The organism is Pseudoalteromonas ruthenica (assembly GCF_008808095.1).
Lineage (GTDB): Bacteria > Pseudomonadota > Gammaproteobacteria > Enterobacterales > Alteromonadaceae > Pseudoalteromonas > Pseudoalteromonas ruthenica.
Window position 1 is genome coordinate 1,823,746 of sequence record NZ_CP023396.1, and the last position, 25,361, is coordinate 1,849,106.

General features: G+C 47.1%; 14 protein-coding genes, 4 rRNA genes and 1 other RNA gene. 3 read left to right on the top strand and 16 right to left on the bottom strand.

The annotated features are described in order from the left end of the window. Positions 1-89: 89 nt before the first annotated feature. Both PRUTH_RS08655 and PRUTH_RS08660 read right to left on the bottom strand, forming a co-directional pair. Complete coding sequence (locus tag PRUTH_RS08655; RefSeq protein ID WP_151173078.1) at positions 90-3,107, bottom strand: hypothetical protein; 3,018 nt, start codon at positions 3,105-3,107, stop codon at positions 90-92. A gap of 812 nt (positions 3,108-3,919) precedes the next feature. Next, positions 3,920-4,306, bottom strand: a complete 387-nt coding sequence (locus tag PRUTH_RS08660; protein ID WP_151173079.1) for a hypothetical protein — start codon at positions 4,304-4,306, stop codon at positions 3,920-3,922. Positions 4,307-4,733: 427 nt separating this feature from the next. Here PRUTH_RS08660 and PRUTH_RS08665 point away from each other — a divergent pair, with 427 nt between their 5' ends. Beyond that, positions 4,734-5,042, top strand: a complete 309-nt coding sequence (locus PRUTH_RS08665) for a hypothetical protein (protein ID WP_151173080.1) — start codon at positions 4,734-4,736, stop codon at positions 5,040-5,042. Positions 5,043-5,281: 239 nt separating this feature from the next. On the opposite strand, the gene PRUTH_RS08670 is transcribed toward PRUTH_RS08665, so the two are convergent. The 5 genes from PRUTH_RS08670 to PRUTH_RS08690 form a co-directional block, all read right to left on the bottom strand. After that, a complete protein-coding gene (locus tag PRUTH_RS08670; protein WP_138508362.1) occupies positions 5,282-6,301 on the bottom strand; it encodes a leucine-rich repeat domain-containing protein in 1,020 nt (339 codons plus the stop codon). Positions 6,302-7,686: 1,385 nt separating this feature from the next. Beyond that, positions 7,687-10,581: an aminomethyl-transferring glycine dehydrogenase gene (gene gcvP, locus PRUTH_RS08675; protein WP_151173081.1), complete on the bottom strand. Its 2,895-nt coding sequence runs from the start codon at positions 10,579-10,581 to the stop codon at positions 7,687-7,689. A 157-nt stretch (positions 10,582-10,738) separates the two neighbouring features. Then, positions 10,739-11,128, bottom strand: coding sequence for a glycine cleavage system protein GcvH (gene gcvH, locus PRUTH_RS08680; protein WP_022946239.1), 390 nt, complete (start codon positions 11,126-11,128; stop codon positions 10,739-10,741). 31 nt (positions 11,129-11,159) lie between these two features. Beyond that, complete coding sequence (gene gcvT, locus PRUTH_RS08685; RefSeq protein WP_022946240.1) at positions 11,160-12,242, bottom strand: glycine cleavage system aminomethyltransferase GcvT; 1,083 nt, start codon at positions 12,240-12,242, stop codon at positions 11,160-11,162. 167 nt (positions 12,243-12,409) lie between these two features. Next, on the bottom strand, positions 12,410-12,979 hold the full coding sequence (locus PRUTH_RS08690) for a hypothetical protein (RefSeq protein ID WP_022946241.1): 570 nt from the start codon (positions 12,977-12,979) through the stop codon (positions 12,410-12,412). 130 nt (positions 12,980-13,109) lie between these two features. On the opposite strand from PRUTH_RS08690, the gene PRUTH_RS08695 reads away from it, so the two are divergent. Next, entirely contained in the window at positions 13,110-13,955 is an 846-nt protein-coding gene (locus tag PRUTH_RS08695; protein WP_151173082.1) for a LysR substrate-binding domain-containing protein, read from the top strand. Here the strand turns inward: PRUTH_RS08695 and PRUTH_RS08700 are convergent. Genes PRUTH_RS08700 through PRUTH_RS08715 form a run of 4 tightly spaced genes read right to left on the bottom strand, consistent with a single transcriptional unit; the run spans position 13,952 to position 18,178 of the window. Further along, positions 13,952-15,130, bottom strand: coding sequence for an FAD-dependent oxidoreductase (locus PRUTH_RS08700; RefSeq protein WP_151173083.1), 1,179 nt, complete (start codon positions 15,128-15,130; stop codon positions 13,952-13,954). The two genes, PRUTH_RS08695 and PRUTH_RS08700, sit on opposite strands and share 4 nt — an antisense overlap. Position 15,131: 1 nt before the next feature. Further along, positions 15,132-16,301 carry a 2-octaprenyl-6-methoxyphenyl hydroxylase gene (gene ubiH, locus PRUTH_RS08705; protein WP_151173084.1) on the bottom strand — a complete coding sequence of 390 codons (1,170 nt, stop codon included), beginning with the start codon at positions 16,299-16,301 and terminating at the stop codon, positions 15,132-15,134. A gap of 3 nt (positions 16,302-16,304) precedes the next feature. After that, positions 16,305-17,615 (bottom strand): Xaa-Pro aminopeptidase, encoded by a 1,311-nt coding sequence (pepP, locus tag PRUTH_RS08710; RefSeq protein WP_151173085.1) that lies wholly within the window; start codon positions 17,613-17,615, stop codon positions 16,305-16,307. Then, on the bottom strand, positions 17,615-18,178 hold the full coding sequence (locus PRUTH_RS08715; protein ID WP_022946246.1) for a UPF0149 family protein: 564 nt from the start codon (positions 18,176-18,178) through the stop codon (positions 17,615-17,617). The genes pepP and PRUTH_RS08715 overlap by 1 nt, the downstream gene beginning before the upstream one ends. Positions 18,179-18,375: 197 nt before the next feature. Here PRUTH_RS08715 and ssrS point away from each other — a divergent pair. Next, positions 18,376-18,558: non-coding RNA, 6S RNA (ssrS, locus tag PRUTH_RS08720), on the top strand. Between the two features lie 164 nt (positions 18,559-18,722). On the opposite strand, the gene rrf (PRUTH_RS08725) is transcribed toward ssrS, so the two are convergent. The 5 genes from rrf (PRUTH_RS08725) to PRUTH_RS08745 form a co-directional block, all read right to left on the bottom strand. Beyond that, a 5S ribosomal RNA gene (rrf, locus tag PRUTH_RS08725) occupies positions 18,723-18,837 on the bottom strand. A gap of 69 nt (positions 18,838-18,906) precedes the next feature. Further along, a 5S ribosomal RNA gene (gene rrf / locus PRUTH_RS08730) occupies positions 18,907-19,021 on the bottom strand. A gap of 115 nt (positions 19,022-19,136) precedes the next feature. After that, positions 19,137-22,021: ribosomal RNA gene (locus PRUTH_RS08735) — 23S ribosomal RNA — on the bottom strand. A 261-nt stretch (positions 22,022-22,282) separates the two neighbouring features. Beyond that, positions 22,283-23,817, bottom strand: a 16S ribosomal RNA gene (locus PRUTH_RS08740). Together the 16S, 23S and 5S rRNA genes form the textbook arrangement of a ribosomal RNA operon. Before the next feature lie 653 nt (positions 23,818-24,470). Continuing rightward, positions 24,471-25,328, bottom strand: coding sequence for a tetratricopeptide repeat protein (locus tag PRUTH_RS08745; protein ID WP_022943539.1), 858 nt, complete (start codon positions 25,326-25,328; stop codon positions 24,471-24,473). Positions 25,329-25,361 lie beyond the last annotated feature (33 nt).

Below are 25,361 nucleotides of genomic sequence, written 5' to 3' on the forward strand. Positions count from 1 at the left end.
TATCATAGAAAATTACGTGACTTGCATACCTTAGAGTATATGCGCCGCATCATTGAAACAGCGCACATAGCTTTTCTGACCCTATAACATTACTGTAGCGGTACTATTTGACCTTTAAGAAGTAGCTCACTATTAAGCGCATAGGTGCCCGATAATGTACCGTCTGATATCCATGGATTACCATTCGCTTCAAAAATCAGTTTTCCATCTAAAACAAATTCGTTTCCTGACTGTGATAATGAAAACTCGTTAATGTTTAGACTTGCCTTATCAGCGATAAGCGTAAGGCTACCACTTGTCAGTTGCCAAAGCCCTTTATAACTGATAACAAAAGCTTGCTCCGAACCTTGATGGACAAGGTTAGTAACTCTTATAGACTCAGAAATTCGACGAATAGAAGCATCCTCAGCTTCATACAGGTAGAGACCCGCTAAATTATTCGCACTAGAGATTGAAACATAGGTGCGGTTGCCAAGCTCGTAAATATTAATATCACTTGCCAATACACTGTTATCAATATTGAAGAATTTCTTAGCATCTCCTGACTCTTCTTCAATATACCAAACAGCACTTTCGTGATCTGAAGTATGCATAAAGAATATCCGGTCGCTACTGCTAGCTATAAATGATAGCTCTTCATAACTAGGAGCATTATAGACACTCTGGTACATACCTTCTTTATTAATGGAATATAGATATTGCAGAGAAGATGAGGGCTCTTCACTTTGATTCAGCACATAATAGTAAGAGCTAGATGTGCCGAAAACAGTAGCAGAGCTTTGAGCTAATTCAGTTTTATATATAGTGACAGCCTGCTTATCATCAAACAAGATCTTAAGTCGGTCGTAGTAAATATGCAGAGCGGTATTATCAAGAACAGAGAAATAATGCTCTTGATAATTAGGGCGCGCATCATCAATTCTCTGTCTTGAAACCCCATCTGTGCGGTATAGACTATACTCATTATCTTCCCAGCCTGTTCCCAAGTTAAAATAATCACAGTAGTACAGGTATTTATCACTCGAACCATAAATACCACAAGGTGAATCTCCAAGATTAACGACTTCAGGCTGATAATCACTTGAGTAACCTGCCAATGCATAGCTATACAGTTGGTCGAAATGTTCAAACAGCAATCGGCTATTACTCAGTAGGTAGATGTTTTCCGCTGTGACTCCCTCATTTGCAGGCGTTTCTGGGTTAGTGAAGCTGTCTAAAGTCAGCCTAGTAGGCTCTGTTGTTGCTGTGCCTCGCCACAACTCTACGTTGTCGGGTTCGTTGTAACCATTGTAGTAAAAAGAGCGGTTAATCACGCTTACATTGTCGTCAACACCTGAGCTAACATCAAACTGAGCATACTTTCCTTCGGCCAAAATATTAGCGTGAACTTGCTCCGTATTTTCTTTTAGTCCGTCGGTCCGCCATAGAGCGCTAAATTCCAAACCTAATTGGGAATCATCATTAAATGCAAAGTAGAACAGGTTATCTACTTGATAAGCCCCCCTAAAGTAATGCAGATTTTCTTTCAGTATTTGCGTAGTATTAGGTGTGCCGAATGAGCTTAATACAATCCCGTCGCCCTCATATGGCACGTTAATAAGTGCATAATCCTTATTGCAGAACAAAGCCGTGCTTCCATTCAAAGGTCGCAATTCACTCTCAAAAACAACAGATACTTGCTTCGAGGCTTTTTCATAAGCGTAAACATGGTCGTTACCACCTGATTGGTATTTCGCTACATAAAAAATATAATCATTGGTATCACAAGCCATACCATATGTAGAAGGGTAAGCTCCATTTTCGTTGGTGTTTCGAGGTAACTTTAAGACTTCCCGCCCATCAAAGCTGACCCTATCTACTCCTTGCCAATGGTATATAAAGCCCTCTTCTGAAATATGGGAAACCTCAAATCCACTATGCAATGCACTATAATCATGAGCTTTGTATACTTTTACTGTGTTTTCTTTTGTTCCATCAGTTCGCCATACCCCTGCTGCTCCACTGAAGTAGATGAAGCCATCTATAAACCCTATATACCGAGCCCTGCATTCGTCACTATTGCAATAATATTGCAAGTCCTCGTCAAATATAACTTCAAGATGGGCCTCCATATCATATAACGTAGTCCACTCATCGGACTCGGACAGCAAAGGCTGAATTCTTACATAACTATCACTAGTAATCGGGCCGCCGTGTCCCATATCAGAGTAATAGACTTCAACAAGCATATCGGCTGCAATATAACGTGATATATGAACACTATTAGATTCGTAGTAAGTATTCTCAGTTAACGGCGGAAAATTACGAACAAAATTAAAACCATATTCACTACCATTTTTCTTCAACTCCCATAGGTAATTCTCGTTATCTACTCCTACAGTCACTAAATATATAGTTTCATTAAGACTAAAAAACTTATGGCAACTGTGTTTTTCAACCAAAGATTGGTTGTCTAGAGTAAGTATATTACTCGGTTCAGCGGAACTTTCATCAAACTTAAATATAGCGTCAGAAAACTCTAAATTCGTTTCACCACGGCAAAAGTAGATACTTCCATCAATCTCAGTAATAGCTTTAGCACCTGTACCCACTACTGTATCTACAGGGGTAGTATTAAAATCAGCGACCAAAACTGTATTGCCTGCAGCTAGGTTAGTTGTGCGCAGCTCATTCCCTTTAAGACTATCTACGCCCAAAAAGAATAACCTGGCTTCTGTTTTAACTGTGAACTTAGCCTCAAGATCACCTATGCGAAGTATTGAGCTAGATTCAGTTAATCGAGTATTTGCAGATTTAGTTCTAACTACCACCTTCTGGCCATTCTTTATAAAGCCTTCGCCCGTTTTGAAATTACTACCATCAATACTATATTGCCCACTTTCTACTAAAATTGGCACTTCAACATTAATACCAGAAATAACAATTTCTTCTGATTCAATCCAAGTATTTATGGGGGTATTTTCTTTAGAGATAAAATTAAAATTGTCTGGAGTCGCGTCCTCTACGACTGCTGTTGGAGTATTATTTGATGAACCCGAAGATGAGCCACCACAGGCAGTTAAACCAAGAGCGACAGCTACAATGAGCAAAGTATTTTTAAACTGCATTTGACTTCCCTGTTAAATTTTCAAAGGTGTAGATCTCCAATACAAACTGTTTCCAAAAATACTACATAAAAATACATTAATCCACCCTAGCAGGTCGCTTCGTCACGCATTAAAACAACCTGGCTTTCAGCTTTTCGTAGTGAAAACAGCCCTGGCGAATTCACACACCTTTTATTGCATAGCAAAACTCTTGTAGGTCGGGTGTTAGCCTTACAAGAACACTAAAGCCGTTGTAGTCCAGCCTTCAGCCTGACAACCACAGTGCAACCCAGGTAGGCCGAACCTTAAACCCGACAAATACAACCAAACCGTTGTAGGTCAGGCTTCAGCATGACAAACACAGTGAATCGTCGTAGGTTAGGCTTTAGCCTATCAAGCATAATGCAACCGCTGTAGGTCGGGCTTTAACCCGACAAACACAGCAAAACCCTTGTAGGCGAGCTTCAACTCGAAAAACACAGAAAAGCCGTTGTAGGCCATGCTTCAGCCTGACGAGCATATTACAACCCTTGCAGGTCAGGTTTTATCGGTAATAAGGAATACAGGAGCAATTGACGATAGCACTAACAACACAAGTTTATTCAGTCAGATGTAGAGTTAGCTGATCCATCCGTGAAAGCATAGTATTCGGTGTAACTGAAATTACCTCGCAGGCCCCAACAATACCTAGAGGCAGGGGCGAAATCACAAGGTAACGCGTCACAACTGAGTAAAGCCGTTTATATAGCTCTAGGTACCCATACATTAATGTAAGCTTTGCATTGAGCAAAGCCCTACCCCATGCTGAACTTGCCTTAATTTAGCTGATAGAGCTAGTGCCAGCGAATGCTGCCAAAAAGAAGATTACCCCATGTAACTTCAGTGCCACAGTACGGCCCAATTAATATGGTACAGGTCGCCCCGTCTACTTTCGTTGTTACATACTCTGAATAAACTGTTTTTCCGTCAACAACCCATGACGTTGTGCCTGTTTGACCATAGGGAATGGTTAAAGGGATCGGAAGGGGAGCAACGGGGCCAACAACAATACCTGCCCATTTGTAGTTGCCGTCGTGATGAAACACTTGCTCTGCATCTTCGGTGATTTTTGATTTATCCCCTATGGCATGGGTTTCGGTGTATACAATATCTGCGGAGACACATGCTTGTAGAGCTAGCATGGTGAAAATGATTAACGATACGTCCTTGCATATTTTCATTGTTAGTTGAATTTCTTATTATAAACATTAGGGACGCATTTAATCGCCAGCGTTGAACTTTGTCAACAAATAGACAGAGAACACAATAATTTAGCCCCAAAGCTCCCCACCTCGCATTGTTGACAGGCTTTATAGTGAGCCGTTGTAGGTCGGGCTAGTGAATCGTTGTAGGTTAGGCTTTAGCCTAACAATCATAGTGAAACCCTTTTAGGCCGGGCTTTAGCTGCCCACTTCCCTAAAACCGAGTGAAAATATCTGCACTACACCTTATCTAACTAAAATAGTGCCTTGTTAATTAAAAGCCGCTGTGAGGTAAAAAAGCAAGACCTGCCCCAACACTCCTTCCCTAATACACTCCACATTCCATAGCGCCCTCTGCCCGGTTATAATCATGCTCTATTATCGTCAATTCTTATCTCGAACTTCCATGAAAAAACTCTCCAAAGTCCAGTTAAAACAACAGGCACTGGTGCTCAATGTGGCCGATGCACTTGAAGAACAAGCGCGCGCAGAAATACCCGACATGTTGCAATGCTGGTTTGATGTGGAGTACCACTTGTTCCCCGGCTCCCTGCTCCTGTGTTTTCAATTCGAAAATGACCAAGCACTGGAGGCCGCAAAACCCTACCTACTCAAATGGCAAAAACGCTTAAGCGCCGCCATGCTGAAAAAAGGCGTGATCCTAAAAGATATGCGTAAGCACTTAACCTTTACCCTTAAAGGGCCAGAGGATTGAGATAAAAGAGGTCGGGTGATTTTGATGGACTGCACTATGCAAAACTGGCCCCATTATTTCCTATTTGAGTGGATGTTTGTGTTATTTCTTTTGGACAAAAATGAATTAAAGTCCAAGGACGGTTTTGTGCCAATAGCGGACGGTGGCAACGCCTGGCACAGCGGCTGGCTAAACTAGCGCTTGTTTTGCGGCTTTTTGCAAAACAAGTGACAGTTTTGCCAGTCCGTTGCTGCCACTTGTTAACTTCTTGATGACCATTTTAAATACTCATTAGCTTTTTTATTGAACAAGCTTATATGCTTCTCAATTCTCTTTGCATCACATGTTGTACACATCCATGGCTTACCTTTGCCTGTGGGCAATACCATATTGTGCTCACCACATTTCTTGCAAGCAAAAAAGTCATAGACACCAGAAACTGGCTCAAATAAATCGCATTCTATATCAGGCCTTGCTCCAGCAAGAGCAGCTACATCTTCCATCTTATATTTATTGCTGATGGTTAAGTATTTTAATTTTCTTAGTTTAGCGAGAGGTAAAAGACCATCTTCTTCTACCATAAATGTACCAAGCGATAACCAATAAAGATCTTGCAAAGATGTTAGAGGCTCAAGCGTTTTTGCTTTCAGATACTTAATGCTGTTCCCATCTCCTGCAATCGAAAGCCCTTTTAGGCTTGTTAAGTTTTTAGAAAATGATAAGTCTGAACAAGCTCTAATGTTTTCAAGTTCCAACCATTCGAGATTTGGTAACTCTTTAAGAGGATCAAGAGGTGCTAGAGAGGGAGAACTGCCAATATGTAAGTATTTAAGGTTTTTAGCCTTAACAATATTATCTATTGATTTTATACCACTCCACTTAATATAAAGGCCTTTTAGGGACTTCATTTCACATACAGCATCAAACAATTCTTGAGTTGTCCGTGATGAAAACCAAATGTATTCGACATTATCCATATCTGGTAAGGCTTCACACCAAGACTTAACCAACTTCTTTTGCTCACTCGGTTTAAGCTCTGTCTGTGTACAAACAATGTTTATTCGATCACTGCCATCATAGTCTGAAGGATATCTGACCGATTTTGGCGGGAAATCTTTCGTCGGACGGTGATACCAAAAGCTATGTGATGGCTGGACATCTTCACTTCTTAAATGCATTTCTTGCAACATCAAATCTTTAAAGCCTTGAAGCGCTTCCTTTGATGACTTGGCTTTTTCTTTCTCTCTAAAGAGAGTGAACTCATCCTTGCTATCTGTCATAAATGCTCGATCTCTGATTTGAAGTTAACAATTTAATATCGAGCGATTGGGTCGTTTTTCTGCAGCAATCTGTCTCGTTTTTGTCCTTAGACCATTGATAGCAAATTTAAGAAATACTTACCAGCGTTGAAGTTTCAGTAAATCGCTCTAATTCTTGACACGACAAAAACGACCTATTGGGTCGTTTTCCTGACTATGGGAGAAACTCAAAGGTCATGGATGTACACACTGTGATTTAGGTGGAAAAATGAACGTTCCTTTATCGCGCAAAGCAGACCTTTAGAGCATGTTAACTCCCTTTGGGGCAAAAATGAGTTTGGTTGTCGTCGTCAACGCGACTAGACCTTACAATATGAACCTAAGTCAGGCTAAAGCCTGACCTACAGGCAGACACGTTTTACATTCTTAAAGCCGCATCAAAACTTTCCACCATGCAAGCAACTACCAGCACCCTACCCCCCGTTTAAATTCGCGCTGGAGAAATCAACTTTTGTTGCGAAGCGTGTTTCTGACAGCGAGGCACGACGCCGAGCTAGATTTACCAGCACAGGGAGGTGCTGTTAAATCGTGTCAGTAGCTAAGCGGAGCGTTTAACAAAAGATATGAGTTCGAAAGCATGAGCGAATTACGGGCGCCCTAGGAGTTGTTAGAGGAAATGGGCGTGCATTTCCTCTGACCCGAAGTCGGCGGTCCGACAAGATCTAACCACATTCATAAGGTTATCAGGCTGAAGCCTGACCCACAGGCAGACACGTTTTACATTCTTAAAGCCGCATCAAAACTTTCCGACATGCATCCAACTGACAGCACCTTATCCCCCGTTTTAATTCGCGCTGGAGAAATCAGCTTTTGTTGCTAAGCGTGTTGCTGACAGCGAGGCAAGACGCCGAGCTAGATTTACCAGCACACAGGGAAGTGCTGTTAAATCGTGTCAGCAGCTAAGCGCAGCGTTTAACAAAAGACCTGAGTTCGAAAGCATGAGCGAATTACGGGCGCCCTAGGAGTTGTTAGAGGAAGTGGGCGCACATTTCCTCTGACCCGAAGTCGGCGGCCCGACAAGGTAGTAATTTGAAAAGCCTGAGTTTAGATTTATCAGGAATATCAAGTTGTCAGGCTAAAGCCTGACCTACAAGGTTATCCTTGGCGTCAAATACCAAACTATATATCCTTCTTGTCAGGCTAAAGCCTGACCTACAAGGTTATCCTTGGCGGCAAATACCAAACTATATATCCTTCTTGTCAGGCTAAAGCCTGACCTACAAGAAAAGCAAAGCTGACCTACAGGGGTCATTCGCCATGTATCACCCATAAAAAAAGCGCCCCTTGTTAGGGGCGCTTTTCAAACTAGTTAATTAGCCCTCGCTGTACAGCGAGAATAACATCAATTACTCGTCGCGATAGGTCTCTACCGCTGGGCAAGAGCACAGTAGGTTACGGTCGCCGTATACGTCATCAATACGGGTCACCGTTGGCCAGAACTTGTCTTTTGCCACACTCGGTACTGGGAAGGCCGCTTCGAAGCGATCATATGCACGGTTCCAGTCACTGCTTAGTACATCGGCTTGGGTATGCGGTGCATTCACCAGTGGGTTATCTTCGATAGACCATTCACCCGAAGCGATCTTCTCGATTTCGCCTTTAATCGCCACCATCGCTTCAATAAAGCGATCAATCTCAACTTTTGATTCCGACTCTGTCGGCTCAACCATCAAGGTGCCGGCAACCGGGAACGACATAGTTGGTGAGTGGAAGCCATAGTCCTGTAGGCGTTTGGCTACGTCCATTTCACTGATGCCCGTGGCGTCTTTTAAAGGACGCAGGTCAATAATACACTCGTGCGCAACACGGTCATTACGGCCACGGTATAAAATTGGGAAGTGCTCGCTGAGTGTCTGTGCAAGGTAGTTAGCATTAACAATGGCGGTTTCGGTCGCTTGGCGCAAGCCTTCGCTGCCCATCATAGCAATGTATGCCCATGAGATAGGTAAAATCGCCGCTGAGCCATAAGGCGCCGCTGATACCGCGCCGTTATCAACACTCGTGCCTGGCACGTTGATCACGCTGTGATTCGGCATAAATGGCGCAAGGTGCGATTTAACACCGATTGGACCCACACCTGGGCCACCGCCACCGTGTGGAATACAGAAGGTTTTATGCAGGTTTAGGTGCGATACATCAGAGCCAATTGAACCCGGGCTTGTGACCCCCACCTGTGCATTCATGTTGGCGCCGTCCATATAGACTTGGCCGCCGTGCTGGTGCACGATATCACAAATATCACGAATGGTTTCTTCGTATACACCGTGCGTCGATGGGTATGTGATCATGATGCAAGATAGATTTTCCGATACCTCAGCCGCTTTGGCCTTCAGGTCGTCCATATCGACGTTACCTTGCTTATCGCAATCAACAACAACAATTTTCATGCTCGCCATTTGCGCTGAAGCAGGGTTAGTACCGTGTGCAGAGCTTGGGATCAAGCATACGTTACGGTGACCTTCGCCGCGTGACTCGTGGTATTTACGAATGGCGATAAGGCCTGCATACTCACCCTGAGCACCGGAATTCGGCTGCATTGATACGGCATCGTAGCCAGTAATATCAACCAACCAGTCGTGCAGCTCACCAATCATGATCTGATAGCCTTCGGCTTGATCCAGCGGGCAGAATGGGTGCAAGTTTGCAAACTCCGGCCACGTGATCGGGATCATCTCGGCGGTTGCGTTTAGCTTCATGGTGCATGAACCTAATGAGATCATTGAGTGGTTAAGCGCTAAGTCTTTATTCTCTAGGCGCTTAATGTAGCGCAGCATTTCTGTTTCGCTGTGGTACGAGTTGAAGTTCGGGTGCGTTAGCACTTCGTCATCACGTACTAGGCTAGCTGGGATAGACTGCGAACCATTGGCGCTGATTTGTGCGTCAAGGGCAGCCACATCAAGGCCATGGCCTTCACCCAGAATGATATCGAATAGTTCAACAATGTCTTCACGAGTGGTGGTCTCAGACACCGATACCGAGTACTCGCCCGCGTGGTTGGTGGCAAAGTTCACTTCAGCAGCCACTGCACGTGCAACCACCTCTTCTTTGTTCTGTGCCACAACCGTGATGGTGTCGAACCAAGTGTCATGCTTAAGCGTGACGCCTTTCTCGTTAAGGCCAGCAGCTAGAATGTCAGCAAAGCGGTGGATACGCTCGGCGATGGTTTTAAGGCCTTCTGGACCGTGGTAAACCGCGTAGAACGCTGCCATGTTCGCCAGTAACACCTGCGCAGTACAAATGTTTGAGTTGGCTTTTTCACGGCGGATATGCTGCTCACGAGTTTGCATCGCCATGCGCAGTGCATCATTACCAAGACGGTCTTTTGATACACCGATGATACGACCTGGCAATGAACGCTTGTACTTGTCACGCGTGGTGAAAAACGCGGCGTGAGGGCCACCATACCCCATTGGCACACCAAAGCGCTGCGCTGAACCAAGTACTACGTCGGCACCTAGTTTACCCGGCGCTTTAAGTAGCATCAGGGCCATGATGTCTGCTGCAACGCAGGCCAGTGCTTTTTTGTCTTGTACCGCCGCGATAAGATCAGTTAAGTCAACGACTTCACCACTGGTTGTTGGGTACTGGAATAAGGCACCAAAGATGTCATGGTTAGCCGCTTCCTGAGCAGGGCCAATGATAATGTCAAAACCAAATTGCTCGGCACGAGTTTTAACCACATCGATGGTTTGTACGTGCACATCGTCGGCGATAAAGAAGCTGTTCGCCTTTTTCGCTTTGGCAACACGCTTAGCAAGCGCCATGGCCTCAGCTGCCGCCGTTGCTTCATCGAGCAAAGAAGCGCTCGCTAAATCTAGGCCAGTCAAATCCATCGACATAGTTTGGAAGTTTAATAGTGACTCCAAACGCCCTTGCGCAATCTCTGGCTGATAAGGTGTATAGGCTGTGTACCATCCTGGGTTTTCCAGAACGTTACGCAGGATCACATGAGGTACATGGGTGGGGTGATAGCCCTGACCAATGTAAGATTTAAATACTTTGTTTTTGCTCGCTACTGACTTTAAGTAGCTCAGCGTTTCAACCTCAGTGCGGCTTTCACCAATTTGCAGGCCGTTCTCAAGACGAATGCTGGCAGGAACGGTTTGTTCCATCAGCTGTTCAACACTCGATACTCCAAGAGCGCTTAGCATGTCGCTTATTTGCGCCGGGCTTGGGCCAATATGACGACGAATAAAATCTTGCTTTTGCTCTAACTGCTCAAGAGATTTGGCATTTGACATGTGTCCAGATTCCTATGATCCAAGAAATTAACGCGGCCTAGTGAGGGGTTATGGCCTACATGCAGGCACGTCACTAAACCTATAAAGGTGCCGATATGGCGGCACAACTTAAAAAGCCCCGAAACGGGGCTTTTTGGGGCCGGGGCCCTACCGACGCTTATTCGTCGTCGATGCTATTTTGATACGCTTCGGCATCAAGCAGGTTGCTCAGCTCTGATTCGTCAGAGGCTTTAATGCGGAACAACCAGCCGTCACCGTAAGAGTCATTGTTGACCGTTTCTGGTGCGTCTTCTAACTCTTCGTTAATGGCAACAATTTCACCACCAATTGGCGCGTAAATGTCTGAAGCTGCTTTAACAGACTCTGCAACGGCACAGTCTTCGCCAGCGTCAACTTCATCGCCCACTTCAGGCAGCTCTACGAATACCATATCACCCAAAAGCTCTTGCGCGTGCTCGGTGATACCTACAGTGAAAGTGCCGTCGCCTTCAGGACGAACCCATTCGTGTGACGGGGCGTACTTTAACTCGCTTGGAATGTTGCTCATTATCTGTTCCTTTGGTGTTAAGTTTAAATTCTTATACTACGGCTTTACCTTGACGCACAAAGCAAGGTTTAACCACTTTAACATTGACTAATTTTTTACGCATTTCTACCTGCGCGGTCTCGCCGATGTCACGCGGTACGCGAGCAAGGGCAATACTGTGACCAAGCGTTGGTGAGAACGAACCCGAGGTGATCACCCCTTCGCCGGCATCGCTCACTACTTTTAAGCCACCACGTAACACGCCTTTTTCTTCCAGCACTAAGCCAACCAGCTTATGAGTGCTCTTTTCGGCGCGCTGCTGTTCAACGACCTCACGGCCTACGAATTGACGCTCAGCAGGTTCCCAAGCGATGGTCCAAGCCATGTTCGCAGCCAATGGCGAAACGCTCTCATCCATATCTTGACCGTATAGGTTCATACCGGCCTCTAGGCGCAAGGTATCACGAGCACCCAAGCCTGCTGGGGCAACACCGGCATCAAGCAGTTGCTGCCATAGCTCGGCTGCTTGCTCGTTAGGGACGACAATTTCGTAACCATCTTCGCCAGTATAGCCTGTTGTAGCGATAAATAAATCACCCGCTTGAACACCAAAAAACGGCTTCATATCAGCAACGGCTTGCTGCTGCTCGGCGCTTAAGATAGTGGCTGTTTTGGCTTTAGCATTCGGGCCCTGTACGGCAATCATGGCGTATTCTGGACGCTCGGTCACGGTCACACTGAAGCCGTCCGCTACTTTAGCCATGTGCGCCAAATCTTTATCGCGAGTCGCCGAATTAACAACAAGGCGATATTCATTCTCGCTGAAGTAGTAAATGATTAGGTCATCCACTACACCGCCCTGCTCGTTAAGCATTCCGGTGTACAAAGCTTTGCCAGCTACTGTCAGTTTAGCAACATCATTGGCAACCAGCTTTTGCAAAAATGCCTTGGCGTCATCGCCTTGCACGTCAACAATGGTCATATGTGATACGTCGAACATACCGGCATCAGTGCGCACCGCTTTGTGTTCTTCGATTTGCGAACCGTAGTTAATCGGCATATCCCAGCCGTGGAAATCGACCATTTTAGCACCGGCTTCAAGGTGCTTGGCGTGTAGAGGTGTTTTAGAAGACATAATATTCCTTCACGTTTTACAAACCCAGTATGGTGGGCGTGGCCTCGTTGTTCGAGGGGGAATAACATGGGCCGCGATTATACATAAGTTATGCGCCGCTGGCACCCAAATTAACATTTACTTTTCACACATTAAAACAGTAATGCGTACACTATGTTGTACTCACACTAGGCTGCATCAGCCTTGGGGTTAAAGTGTGCATCAACAAGTTGCTGCTTGAGTGTATCAAGCGCTGAACTGCGCGCAAATACGCGGTAAAACTGCTGCTCGGCGGCACTGGCAACAACAAAATAATCATCCCGTTGCACACCGTAATGTTGCTCAACACGGCCAAGGGCCATGCCACTAAACAAACTAAACTGGTGTTGCAGAAAGTCGCAGGCTGCCGGGCCCTGAAAATGGAGGCTTTGTAACTCTGGGCGCGGTAATACGTCAACATCAAAACGCTCGCTGGCGCTATTGAGTATGGGCATCAATTTATCTGCTTCTGTGGTCACTAGACGCAATGCGCTGTCGCTAAAGAAAAAGGCATCAAAGCTCACTGTATCAAGCTGGTAACGAACTGCCATGCCTGGCTGCTTGGCCCAGTTAAGGGTACAGTCACGTAAACTTTTTAAGAATAACAGCACTTCACTGCCGCCTAAATCGATGACTTGTTCGTGAGCACTGACAAAGGTATTGCTCGAGGCACTGTTAACGCCTTGATGGCGAGCAAAGAATACCGACTGAATAGCCATAGCTGTTTCTACTTTCTAGCACTAAACTGAGGGCAGTATAGAGCTGGGCTAAATTAACAACAAATTGTAATTTTTTATCGATTGATAAATAATTTCAATGTATAAAACCTTTTAAATTGGCTTTATTAATATGAAAAATATCCCTACCGACAGTTTGCGCACGCTAGTGACCGTAGTTGAAGTTGGCGGTTTCGCCAAGGCGGGTGAGCTGCTGGGGCTGTCGCAACCCGCCGTGAGTTTGCAAATAAAGCGCTTAGAGGAGCTGCTCGGGCGTAAGCTATTCAAAAAGCAAGGCCAACGGCAGATTCTTAACCATCAAGGCGAGCAACTGTTGCCGCTGGCAAAACAAGTGCTCAAAGATAATGACGCCATTTTACAGTTGTTTAGTAACGAAACCATCACCGGTAAGGTGCGTTTGGGGATCCCCAGTGAATTTGCCGCCAGTATTTTACCGGCCATCATCGGTGACTTTGTGTCGTTGTACCCCGATGTTTCACTGGAAGTAAAATCTGAGCTCAGCAAACAGTTGATGCATGTGAGTAATCGTGACGAATTTGATTTAGTGCTCACCCTAGTGGAACAACTGGACAACCCGCATTACCCGAGCTTTTTACAAGATGATTTAGTATGGGTCGGCAATACCCCCACCAAGCTCACCGAGCCGGTCACCTTGGTTGTGGCGCCACAGGGGTGTATTTATCGCCGCCGCGCGATTGAAGCGTTGGAGCAAGCCGGTGTGCCCTGGCGTATTGTTTACACCAATGCCGATTTAACCGGCCTTACAGCAGCCATAAAAGAGCAGCTTGGGGTTACCGTACTCGCTCGCAAAACCGTGCCCGAAGAGCTGCCCTACACCGCTAACTCCGATGTATTGCCGGCACTGGGCCAGGTTGGGATCAGCCTTATCAAACGCGGCCAGGAATCTTTGCAAGCCATTGATAAGCTCGCCGAGTTTATCACTTTACGATTGAGCTAACGGCGTTGCCCTAGGGCTTGCTCAGCAAAAGCTTGCTTTAATGGCGCTATCTCGTTAACCGCGCTTAAGCCCAGGCCGCGCACTATTTTTTTCACTGGATTATCACCTGCGAACAGCCCTTTGAGTGCGCCCATAGTGGCAATGTGCTTTTGCGCATCGAGCTTACGCTCACGCTCATAGGTACGCAATGCCCGCGCTGCGGCGGTCATTGAATCAGTCAGTGCGTCACCAATAAGCGCGCTCAGTCGCGCCGCATCTTGCAAGCCTAGGTTCATGCCGAGTCCTGCCAAAGGGTGAATGGTATGGGCCGCATCGCCAACCAGCACAATACGTTCTTTCACCCATTGTCGGGCATAGCGCATAGTCAGCGGGAACACCGCTCGCGCTGATTGCACGGTGCATAATCCGCATTGACCATCAAACGCAGCAAACAAGGCTTTATTGAACTCTTGCTCACTCATATTTTGGTAAGTGGCGGCCTGCTGTGGTGAGCAGGACCAAACAATAGAATGGTAATGGGGATCAGCCAGTGGTAAAAAGGCAAGCGGGCCGTCGCTTAAAAATACCTGTCGCGCACAGTTATCATGGGGCTGCGCCGTTTTTACTGTGGCTACCAGGGCATGGTGACCATAATCTTTAAAGGTAATAGGCAGATTGAAGCGCTGGCGCACTCCCGAATTGGCCCCGTCGGCGGCAATTAACAGCTCACTCATCACCGGCGTGCCATCGGTTAAGGTAATAAGCACATTATTATCACCTTGATGGATGTCTTTGTAGGCGGTGTTAAAAAGCAGGGTAACGTTATCTTGGCGCTCTAGCTTTTCCACCAATGCCCGGTGGATCACATCATTTTCGATGATATGACCCAGATGGCTTACATCGTACTCCTCGCTGGCAAAGTGAATATGTGCAAAGCTATCTTTATCGCGCACGTCCATTTGCGTGTAAGGGGTCATGCGTTGCGCGGCTATACCCTGCCACACACCCAGCTCTCGAAATAGCGCTTCACTGGCGTGGTTAATGGCACTCACTCGCAACCCAAACTCCTCACTCAGCGGCTCACTACTACCTTTGGCGTCGATAACGGCCACGGAGATGCCTTTTAAGCTGAGTGCCAGCGCCGTGCTTAAGCCTACACAACCACCGCCAACAATGGCTACTTTTGCCTGGTGCATATTAATTAAATCCCATCAATTGTTTTGCTAGAGGTTGGCGCAGCGAACTACATAATTGCATCGTACTGAGGCCAACACTACGCCCTAAAGCAAGGGTACGCGAGCCATTGGAAAACAGCCGCACTAACGAGTCGGTAAGCTGCATCACTCGGCGAACATCGTTTAGACGAGCACGGCTGTAACCTTGAGTAAAATGATAATCCCCCAAGCTATGTGCATCAGCATAGCGAATACGCTGCGCTAATTCTTTGATATCACGCAGGCCAAGGTTGAAACCCTGCCCAGCGATAGGGTGAATGGCGTGGGCAGCATTTCCTATTATCACGGTGCGATGACTGCTCAGGCTTTGTGCTTGGCCAAAGCTTAACGGGTACACGCTACGCTCTCCCACTTGGGTAAAGAGCCCAGCTCGGTAGCCAAACTCCTGTTGCAGGGCAGCGGTAAACTCCGCTGCACTTAGCTGTTGCATGGTGTGTAGTTTGTGTGGGTTATCGCACCATACCAATGAATAGCGGCTTTGCGATATAGGCAACAGCGCTATAGGGCCGTGCTCAGTAAAGCGTTCAAAAGCATGGTGGTGGTGCCCACCTTGGACTTGGACGTTAGCGATCAGCGCGTGCTGCTCATACTGTGTGGTAGGAAAATCTATATGCACTAATGAGCGCGCTGGCGACTGCGCACCGTCCGCTATCACCACTAATTTCGCCCCTAACTGCGTGCCACAATCAAGAGTAACGCAGTTGTAGTCAGCATGCAGTGTTATATCACTCACGCGCGACGGGCAATGCCAAGCTAACTGGCTGTGCTCTTTTGCGGCATGCGTAAGTCGCTGACCCCAAGGGCGAACCTCAACAACATAACCCAATGCATCGAGCTGATAGTCGTGATGATGCATTTGCGTTTTACCAAAGTGACCACGGTCTGAAACCTGCACTTGCTTGATAGCGCTGGCATAGTCCACAGCGGTGTCAAACAGCTGATGTTGCTGCAAATACGCCACGGAATCCGCTGCCAAAGCGATACAGCGATCATCAAAGCTGGGGTGGTAGCTTTGTAACTCGTGGGCTTCAATAACAGCAATACTCAGCTTGGGGCATTGCTGCATAAGAATATTAGCCAGTGTGCTTCCAACAAGCCCACCGCCAACAATAACAACATCAGTGTGCTGCACCCTTTAACTCTCCTGCATTAATGCTTCTATAGCGGCAATGTCTTTTGGTACGCTGGCACTGAGGTTTTCGTGCCCTTTTTCTGTCACCAGAACATCGTCTTCAATACGGATACCAATACCGCGATATTGCTCCGCTACCGGGGCATCCTCGGCAATGTAGAGACCTGGCTCTATGGTCAGCACCATGCCAGGGGCAAACTCACGATCTTGCTCATCTTTTTTATATTCACCCACATCGTGCACGTCGAGCCCTAACCAGTGGCCGAGACCATGCATGTAAAACGCGCGAAACGCTTGGCTTTCCACAAGCTCATCGACATTACCTTCAAGTAGACCTAATTTCACCAGCCCTTCGGTCAACATGCGGTTCACCACTTTAGCTGCTTGCGCGAGGGTGTTTCCAGGTTTCACGACCTCTAATGCGGCAAGCTGAGCATCCAGTACCACTTGATAGAGGGCTTTTTGCGCAGCATTAAAGCGACCATCAACCGGAAAGGTCCGGGTGATATCGGCTGCATAACCGTCGAGCTCGCATCCCGAGTCTATCAATATCAAGTCGCCATCTTTTAAGGTCGACTCATTTTCGGTGTAATGCAAAATAGTGGCATTGTCACCACTGCCGACAATAGTGCCGTAAGCGGGGTGACGAGCTCCATTCATAGCATAATGGTGATGTAACTCCGCCTCTAATTGGTACTCGGTGGCACCGGGTTTTGCAAAACGCATAGCGCGTTCATGAGCCTCGGCACTAATTTTTGCAGCGCGGCGCATAATGGCTATTTCCGCGTCTGATTTAAACAGACGCATTTCATGTACTAGAGTGCGAATATCACGGATCACTTCAGGGGCGCGATAGCCTTTTTTGGGGGCGCCACGTAAGGTGTTCAAAAGCGCGAGCACTTGGTTATCTACGTCACTGTAAACACCTTGGCCGTAGTACAAGGTACTTTTTTGATTAACGGCATCAAGCAGGCCCTGCTCCAGCTCCGCTAGGGTATAAGCCTCATCCACCGGCAGCTGCTGTTTGGCGGCATCAGCGCCTAAGCGTCGGCCATGCCAAATTTCAGCGCTTTTATCTTTGGCGCGACAATAAAGTATCGATTTCTGCTGCTCGCCATTGACCAGCACCAACATGGCATCTGGTTCGTTGAACCCTGTTAAATAGAAAAAGTCGCTATCTTGGCGAAACGGAAATTCGGTGTCGCGGCTGCGCGTGATTTCTTTAGCCGCCGGAATCAAGGCTACCGAATTAGTTTTCATTTGCGCCAATAACCGCTGCTGACGCATTAGGTATTCGTTTTTGCTAATAGTCATTAGTGTAAAGTCTTTGATGTTTGTGCAGTGTTTTCATGCTTGCCCAGTTCGGAGAAGCACAACATAGCCGATACGCGCACGTACTCAAGCACTTCGTGTAATGCTTGTTTATCTTCTTCTGTTTCATCAAAGTGGGTATCGAGGCGGCTGATTTCAGTGAAATCTTGGATCACTTCTTTGACATCGCCGGAGATCTTGCCGTAGTCCTGCTGTTTTAAGCCAAAACCAAGTAAAAAGCCATTGACCCAGGCAACCAAGGCATTCGCTTGGTCGATAAGGCTGTCTTCTTCATCGGGCAATAGCATCTCAAACTGTAACTGTTCATTTGTGAAACTCTCTACCACTTGGGTATAGAGTTCACTAAGCCAATGTTTAAGGTTTTTCTCAAAACTGATACCGTCGTTCAGCACATCACACAACAGCCCTTGGTAGTCTTTCTCTTCAATATCGACACCACAGGCTAACAACCCAGTGATAATGCCATGGACTTCAGCCGGCATTACAAAAATATCATTACTCTCGAGAAGTTGCTGTGCTTGTTGGTAGGTACGTTGGTCGCTCATGATAGGCTCGCGTATGACGAAATATTTTAAATTACAGTTATTAATGCTACCACTGCTGCGAGGCCGACTCCACAGTATTGTATGACAGCGATCAAATATCCAGCACTTGATGAGGCTCTCGCTTACTTTAACAGCAAATGACGTGATAATTTGTAACTGAGGCTGTATCCCTAGGCCTGTGTCTTATATACTGAAAGAGTTCCCTAGCTTGTTGGCCAGCGAATGATGTCCCTGAGCCGATAAACTTTGATTAGGAACACATCTTGTGGGCTACTGTGCAAGCTCGGCATGTACCGAGAAGCCTACGGTCTACAGGTGTCTTCCGCCTTGAACCTTAGGGTTCAAGGGCTGATATTCGCAGCCGCAACGCCGGGGAACACTCCTCCTTTATTACCTCCTTATATTTAGAATTCCTATTTTAAGCCTTAGAGAGGCTTTGTTGTAGATCAGGGTTTATCCTGATTAAGGTTTTGCAAGGCTGAAGCCTTGCCTACACGCATAAAAAAACCCGCTGCACTACTGCAACGGGTTTCTCTTAATAAGGCCCTGACGATGTTCTACTTTCACATGGGCGAACCCACACTATCATCGACGCTGTTTCGTTTCACTTCTGAGTTCGGCATGGAGTCAGGTGGTTCCAAAACGCTATGTTCGTCAGGAAAATCTTTAAAATTCTTTTTGCTCTAAAAAACCCGCTGCACTGGTGCAACGGGTTTCTCTAATTAGGAGCCTGGTGATGACCTACTTTCACATGGGCGAACCCACACTATCATCGGCGCAGTTCCGTTTCACTTCTGAGTTCGGCATGGGGTCAGGTGGGTCCAGAACGCTATTATCACCAAGCATAAACTTGGCCTAACACGGCGTGTTAGTCATTTGGAAAGCTATATAAGTAAATCTACTTTAGTCTCTTAACTTCTGTGCTTAAACAGTCACATACAAACCACTTTGGCGTTGTATGGTTAAGCCTCACGGGTAATTAGTACAGGTTAGCTTAACGCCTTGCAGCGCTTCCACATCCTGCCTATCAACGTTGTCGTCTTCAACGGCCCTTTAGTGGAGTCGAACTCCAAGTGAGAACTCATCTCGAGGCTCGCTTCCCGCTTAGATGCTTTCAGCGGTTATCGATTCCGAACGTAGCTACCGGGCAATGCCTTTGGCAAAACAACCCGAACACCAGCGGTTCGTCCACTCCGGTCCTCTCGTACTAGGAGCAGCCCCTCTCAATTCTCAAACGCCCACGGCAGATAGGGACCGAACTGTCTCACGACGTTCTAAACCCAGCTCGCGTACCACTTTAAATGGCGAACAGCCATACCCTTGGGACCGACTTCAGCCCCAGGATGTGATGAGCCGACATCGAGGTGCCAAACACCGCCGTCGATATGAACTCTTGGGCGGTATCAGCCTGTTATCCCCGGAGTACCTTTTATCCGTTGAGCGATGGCCCTTCCATTCAGAACCACCGGATCACTATGACCTACTTTCGTACCTGCTCGACGTGTCTGTCTCGCAGTTAAGCTGGCTTCTACCATTACACTAACCGTACGATGTCCGACCGTACTTAGCCAACCTTCGTGCTCCTCCGTTACTCTTTGGGAGGAGACCGCCCCAGTCAAACTACCCACCAGGCACTGTCCGCAACCCCGATTCAGGGGCCAACGTTAGAACATCAAACATACAAGGGTGGTATTTCAAGGATGGCTCCATGATTACTGGCGTAACCACTTCAAAGCCTCCCACCTATCCTACACATGTAGGCTCAATGTTCAGTGCCAAGCTGTAGTAAAGGTTCACGGGGTCTTTCCGTCTAGCCGCGGGTACACAGCATCTTCACTGCGATTTCAATTTCACTGAGTCTCGGGTGGAGACAGCGTGGCCATGGTTACACCATTCGTGCAGGTCGGAACTTACCCGACAAGGAATTTCGCTACCTTAGGACCGTTATAGTTACGGCCGCCGTTTACCGGGGCTTCGATCAAGAGCTTCGACAAAGTCTAACCCCATCAATTAACCTTCCGGCACCGGGCAGGTGTCACACCGTATACGTCATCTCACGATTTAGCACAGTGCTGTGTTTTTAATAAACAGTCCCAGCCACCTGGTCACTGCGACCCACTTCAGCTCCAGACGCAGGTCCTTCACCTAATGTGGGCGTACCTTCTCCCGAAGTTACGGTACTATTTTGCCTAGTTCCTTCACCCGAGTTCTCTCAAGCGCCTTAGTATTCTCTACCTGACCACCTGTGTCGGTTTAGGGTACGATTCGATATAGACTGAAGCTTAGAGGCTTTTCCTGGAAGTATGGCACCAACAGCTTCCACTCCGTAGAGTGTCGTCTCGACTCTCAGCCTTAAAGAATCCCGGATTTACCTAAGATTCAAGCCTACTGCCTTTCACACGGACAACCAACGCCGTGCCTGCCTAGCCTTCTCCGTCCCCCCATCGCATCTATACCAAGTACGGGAATATTAACCCGTTTCCCATCGACTACGCCTTTCGGCCTCGCCTTAGGGGTCGACTCACCCTACCCTGATTAACATGGGATAGGAACCCTTGGTCTTCCGGCGTGCGGGTTTTTCACCCGCATTATCGTTACTCATGTCAGCATTCGCACTTGTGATATGTCCAGCATGCCTCCCGGCACACCTTCAGCCACTTACACAACGCTCCCCTACCCCGCAACATAAAGTTGCAGCCGCAGCTTCGGTGGTATGTTTAGCCCCGTTACATCTTCCGCGCAGGCCGACTCGACTAGTGAGCTATTACGCTTTCTTTAAAGGGTGGCTGCTTCTAAGCCAACCTCCTAGCTGTTTTAGCCTTCCCACATCGTTTCCCACTTAACATACACTTTGGGACCTTAGCTGGCGGTCTGGGTTGTTTCCCTCTCCACGATGGACGTTAGCACCCACCGTGTGTCTCCCGGATAGTACTCATTGGTATTCGGAGTTTGCATGGGGTTGGTAAGTCGGGATGACCCCCTAGCCCAAACAGTGCTCTACCCCCAATGGTATTCGTCCGAGGCTCTACCTAAATAGATTTCGGGGAGAACCAGCTATCTCCCGGTTTGATTAGCCTTTCACTCCAAGCCACAGGTCATCCCCTAACTTTTCAACGTTAGTGGGTTCGGTCCTCCAATTGATGTTACTCAATCTTCAACCTGCCCATGGCTAGATCACCGGGTTTCGGGTCTATACCTTGCAACTCAACGCGCAGTTAACGCTCGCTTTCACTACGGCTACCCTATGCGGTTAACCTCGCTACAAAATATAAGTCGCTGACCCATTATACAAAAGGTACGCAGTCACCCTCGAAGGGCTCCTACTGCTTGTACGTACACGGTTTCAGGTTCTATTTCACTCCCCTCACAGGGGTTCTTTTCGCCTTTCCCTCACGGTACTGGTTCACTATCGGTCAGTTGGGAGTATTTAGCCTTGGAGGATGGTCCCCCCATATTCAGTCAAAGTTTCACGTGCTCCGACCTACTCGATTTCACTTATTAGACGTTGTCGTGTACGGGACTATCACCCTGTATCGTGGCACTTTCCAGAGCCTTCCACTAACATCAAATAAGCTTAAGGGCTGCTCCGATTTCGCTCGCCGCTACTTTCGGAATCTCGGTTGATTTCTTTTCCTACGGGTACTTAGATGTTTCAGTTCTCCGCGTTCGCCTCTTACACCTATGTATTCAGTGCAAGATACCTGCAAGCAGGTGGGTTTCCCCATTCGGAAATCCTGGCCTCAAGCGCTTTTTACTAGCTTGACCAGGCTTATCGCAAGTTAATACGTCCTTCATCGCCTCCAACTGCCAAGGCATCCACCGTGTACGCTTAGTCACTTAACCATACAACCCAAAGTAGTTTGAGTTGTTTGGTGCGACTGTTTAACTTCGCCAGAAGTTATAGAATACTAAAGTAGACGCACAATTAATCTGTCGATTAACTGGCATTTTCTTTACTTATTGAGAACTCTAAATCACTTAACGTGATTCAAAGTTTTTATCAGCTTTCCAAATTGTTAAAGAGCAAAATATTACCTACCCGCCTTAGCAAGTAAGTAACAATCATCTGTGTGGACACTGCGAACAAATTCGTTCTAAATCGTATAAGGAGGTGATCCAGCCCCAGGTTCCCCTAGGGCTACCTTGTTACGACTTCACCCCAGTCATGAATCACTCCGTGGTGATCGCCCTCCCGAAGGTTAGGCTAACCACTTCTGGAGCAACCCACTCCCATGGTGTGACGGGCGGTGTGTACAAGGCCCGGGAACGTATTCACCGCGACATTCTGATTCGCGATTACTAGCGATTCCGACTTCATGGAGTCGAGTTGCAGACTCCAATCCGGACTACGACGCACTTTAAGTGATTCGCTCACCCTCGCAGGCTCGCAGCACTCTGTATGCGCCATTGTAGCACGTGTGTAGCCCTACACGTAAGGGCCATGATGACTTGACGTCGTCCCCACCTTCCTCCGGTTTATCACCGGCAGTCTCCTTAGAGTTCCCGACCGAATCGCTGGCAACTAAGGATAGGGGTTGCGCTCGTTGCGGGACTTAACCCAACATCTCACAACACGAGCTGACGACAGCCATGCAGCACCTGTCTCAGAGCTCCCGAAGGCACCAATCTATCTCTAGAAAGTTCTCTGGATGTCAAGTGTAGGTAAGGTTCTTCGCGTTGCATCGAATTAAACCACATGCTCCACCGCTTGTGCGGGCCCCCGTCAATTCATTTGAGTTTTAACCTTGCGGCCGTACTCCCCAGGCGGTCTACTTAATGCGTTTGCTTTGGAAAACAGCTCCGAAAAGCCGAGCTCCTAGTAGACATCGTTTACGGCGTGGACTACCAGGGTATCTAATCCTGTTTGCTCCCCACGCTTTCGTACATGAGCGTCAGTGTTGACCCAGGTGGCTGCCTTCGCCATCGGTATTCCTTCAGATCTCTACGCATTTCACCGCTACACCTGAAATTCTACCACCCTCTATCACACTCTAGCCTGCCAGTTCGAAATGCAGTTCCCAGGTTAAGCCCGGGGCTTTCACATCTCGCTTAACAAACCGCCTGCGTACGCTTTACGCCCAGTAATTCCGATTAACGCTCGCACCCTCCGTATTACCGCGGCTGCTGGCACGGAGTTAGCCGGTGCTTCTTCTGCAAGTAACGTCACAGCTAGCAGGTATTAACTACTAACCTTTCCTCCTTGCTGAAAGTGCTTTACAACCCGAAGGCCTTCTTCACACACGCGGCATGGCTGCATCAGGCTTGCGCCCATTGTGCAATATTCCCCACTGCTGCCTCCCGTAGGAGTCTGGACCGTGTCTCAGTTCCAGTGTGGCTGATCATCCTCTCAAACCAGCTAGGGATCGTCGCCTTGGTGAGCCATTACCTCACCAACTAGCTAATCCCACTTGGGCCAATCTAAAGGCGAGAGCCGAAGCCCCCTTTGCTCCGTAGAGATTATGCGGTATTAGCCGTCGTTTCCAACGGTTGTCCCCCACCTCAAGGCATGTTCCCAAGCATTACTCACCCGTCCGCCGCTCGACGCCAGAGGTGCAAGCACCTCTTCGTTTCCGCTCGACTTGCATGTGTTAGGCCTGCCGCCAGCGTTCAATCTGAGCCATGATCAAACTCTTCAATTAAAAGTTTTTTTGAATCCGAAGATTCAGCTCAATGAATACTGATTTTGATATCTGTCGATATCGAATTGACTGTGCTGCAATAAATTAAATTTATTGCCGTTGGTCACTCAGCTCAATTGAGACTCTAAATTTGTTTGCGTCATCTAGCGAACTAGAATCGGCTGTTAGAACTCAATCTGTACGAGTGCCCACACAGATGATTGCTTCATATTTTTAAAGAACGTTTTAGGCTTTCGCCTCGGAAGCTTTGCTCCCGTTCAGGGCTGCGCATTCTACGCTTTCCTGATTTTGTGTCAATACTTAATTTTAAGTTTTTTAATTCGCTTTAAACCAAGTTTTATTTGACTCCCTAACACCGCGTTTAGCTCGTTATCCGTTACTGTCTGCCGTGTCAGTGGGAGCGCATTATAGGGAGAAACAAAATCAACGCAACCCCTTTTTTACTAAAAACCGCAAAAAAACGTTAACCCAAGCTCAAACGTTCAAAATACCAACAAAACAAAGGTAAACGAACATCGATTAGGCTGTTTTTTGTGCTCTTTCCTTAAGGCGGCCTATAAGTATTGAACAACTACACTAAAGATCAAGGTAAGGCTTATAAAAAAGTGCACTTAGCGTGCACTCCTTTATCTCGATTGCAACGTATGCATTTCTTAATACAAGATACTATATAGTTTACGGCGGTATTGAGCTGCTAGGGCGTCGCCCTCAGGTAGGCTAGCAATGATATCAAGGTAGGACTTCTTCGCATCGCCAAAATTAAGATCTTTGTTAAGCACTTTAAACAGTGTCGCTAACGCGTCTTCTTTTTTACCCGCTTCATTGAGTGCCACAGCCAAATTTACTTTTGCCTCAAGGTTTTCAGGTTCGTTATCAACGGTCTGTTGCAAAGCTTGGATCTCTGGTGAGTCTTGCGCTTGTTCAGCAAGCTCTAGCTTAGCTTTAATATTGTTATAATATGCATCCTGCTCGACTAGGCCTATGGTTTCCAATAACGCTTTGGCGTCATCAAGCTTATGTATTTGGATGCAAATATCAGCCAACACCAGTTTGATACGACTATTATTGCTGTCTATATCATACGCCTGTTTTGCCAGTTTAAAGGCCTCATTATGATTTTGGACCATCAATGCATCTTTGGCTTGTTGCAGCAACATATCTTGTGGTTGTGGTAAGTGCTTTTGCAGTGCTTCTTTAATTTGCGCCTCGCTTTGTGGCCCTGGGAGCATATCGACTGGTGCTCCCTCTTTTAATAACACCAAAGTAGGCAGCGCTTGTAAGCCAATTTGCTGCGCTAATTGACCCGCCAATGCTTGCTGTGTGTCACAATCTAAAGTTGCCACGACAAGATGCTGCTGATATTGCTGCGCTATGCCTTGTAAAATACTGGCCTGTTCCTGACATTCCGGGCTTTGGGCAGAGTAAAAGCTCAACGCCACCAACTTTTCTTGCGAAGTGTCGCCTAATACTTGCTGGATATTCTCTGCCGTCAATTGAATTTGATTCGTCATGCTTATGTTGCCATCTCACTATAATTACGCTTT

Excerpts from the sequence above, each read along its gene's own strand:
- PRUTH_RS08655 (WP_151173078.1), bottom strand. The coding sequence starts at position 3,107 with ATGCAGTTTAAAAATACTTTGCTCATTGTAGCTGTCGCTCTTGGTTTA.
- PRUTH_RS08660 (WP_151173079.1), bottom strand. The coding sequence starts at position 4,306 with ATGAAAATATGCAAGGACGTATCGTTAATCATTTTCACCATGCTAGCT.
- PRUTH_RS08665 (WP_151173080.1), top strand. The coding sequence starts at position 4,734 with ATGAAAAAACTCTCCAAAGTCCAGTTAAAACAACAGGCACTGGTGCTC.
- PRUTH_RS08670 (WP_138508362.1), bottom strand. The coding sequence starts at position 6,301 with ATGACAGATAGCAAGGATGAGTTCACTCTCTTTAGAGAGAAAGAAAAA.
- gcvP (WP_151173081.1), bottom strand. The coding sequence starts at position 10,581 with ATGTCAAATGCCAAATCTCTTGAGCAGTTAGAGCAAAAGCAAGATTTT.
- gcvH (WP_022946239.1), bottom strand. The coding sequence starts at position 11,128 with ATGAGCAACATTCCAAGCGAGTTAAAGTACGCCCCGTCACACGAATGG.
- gcvT (WP_022946240.1), bottom strand. The coding sequence starts at position 12,242 with ATGTCTTCTAAAACACCTCTACACGCCAAGCACCTTGAAGCCGGTGCT.
- PRUTH_RS08690 (WP_022946241.1), bottom strand. The coding sequence starts at position 12,979 with ATGGCTATTCAGTCGGTATTCTTTGCTCGCCATCAAGGCGTTAACAGT.
- PRUTH_RS08695 (WP_151173082.1), top strand. The coding sequence starts at position 13,110 with ATGAAAAATATCCCTACCGACAGTTTGCGCACGCTAGTGACCGTAGTT.
- PRUTH_RS08700 (WP_151173083.1), bottom strand. The coding sequence starts at position 15,130 with ATGCACCAGGCAAAAGTAGCCATTGTTGGCGGTGGTTGTGTAGGCTTA.
- pepP (WP_151173085.1), bottom strand. The coding sequence starts at position 17,615 with ATGACTATTAGCAAAAACGAATACCTAATGCGTCAGCAGCGGTTATTG.
- PRUTH_RS08715 (WP_022946246.1), bottom strand. The coding sequence starts at position 18,178 with ATGAGCGACCAACGTACCTACCAACAAGCACAGCAACTTCTCGAGAGT.
- PRUTH_RS08745 (WP_022943539.1), bottom strand. The coding sequence starts at position 25,328 with ATGACGAATCAAATTCAATTGACGGCAGAGAATATCCAGCAAGTATTA.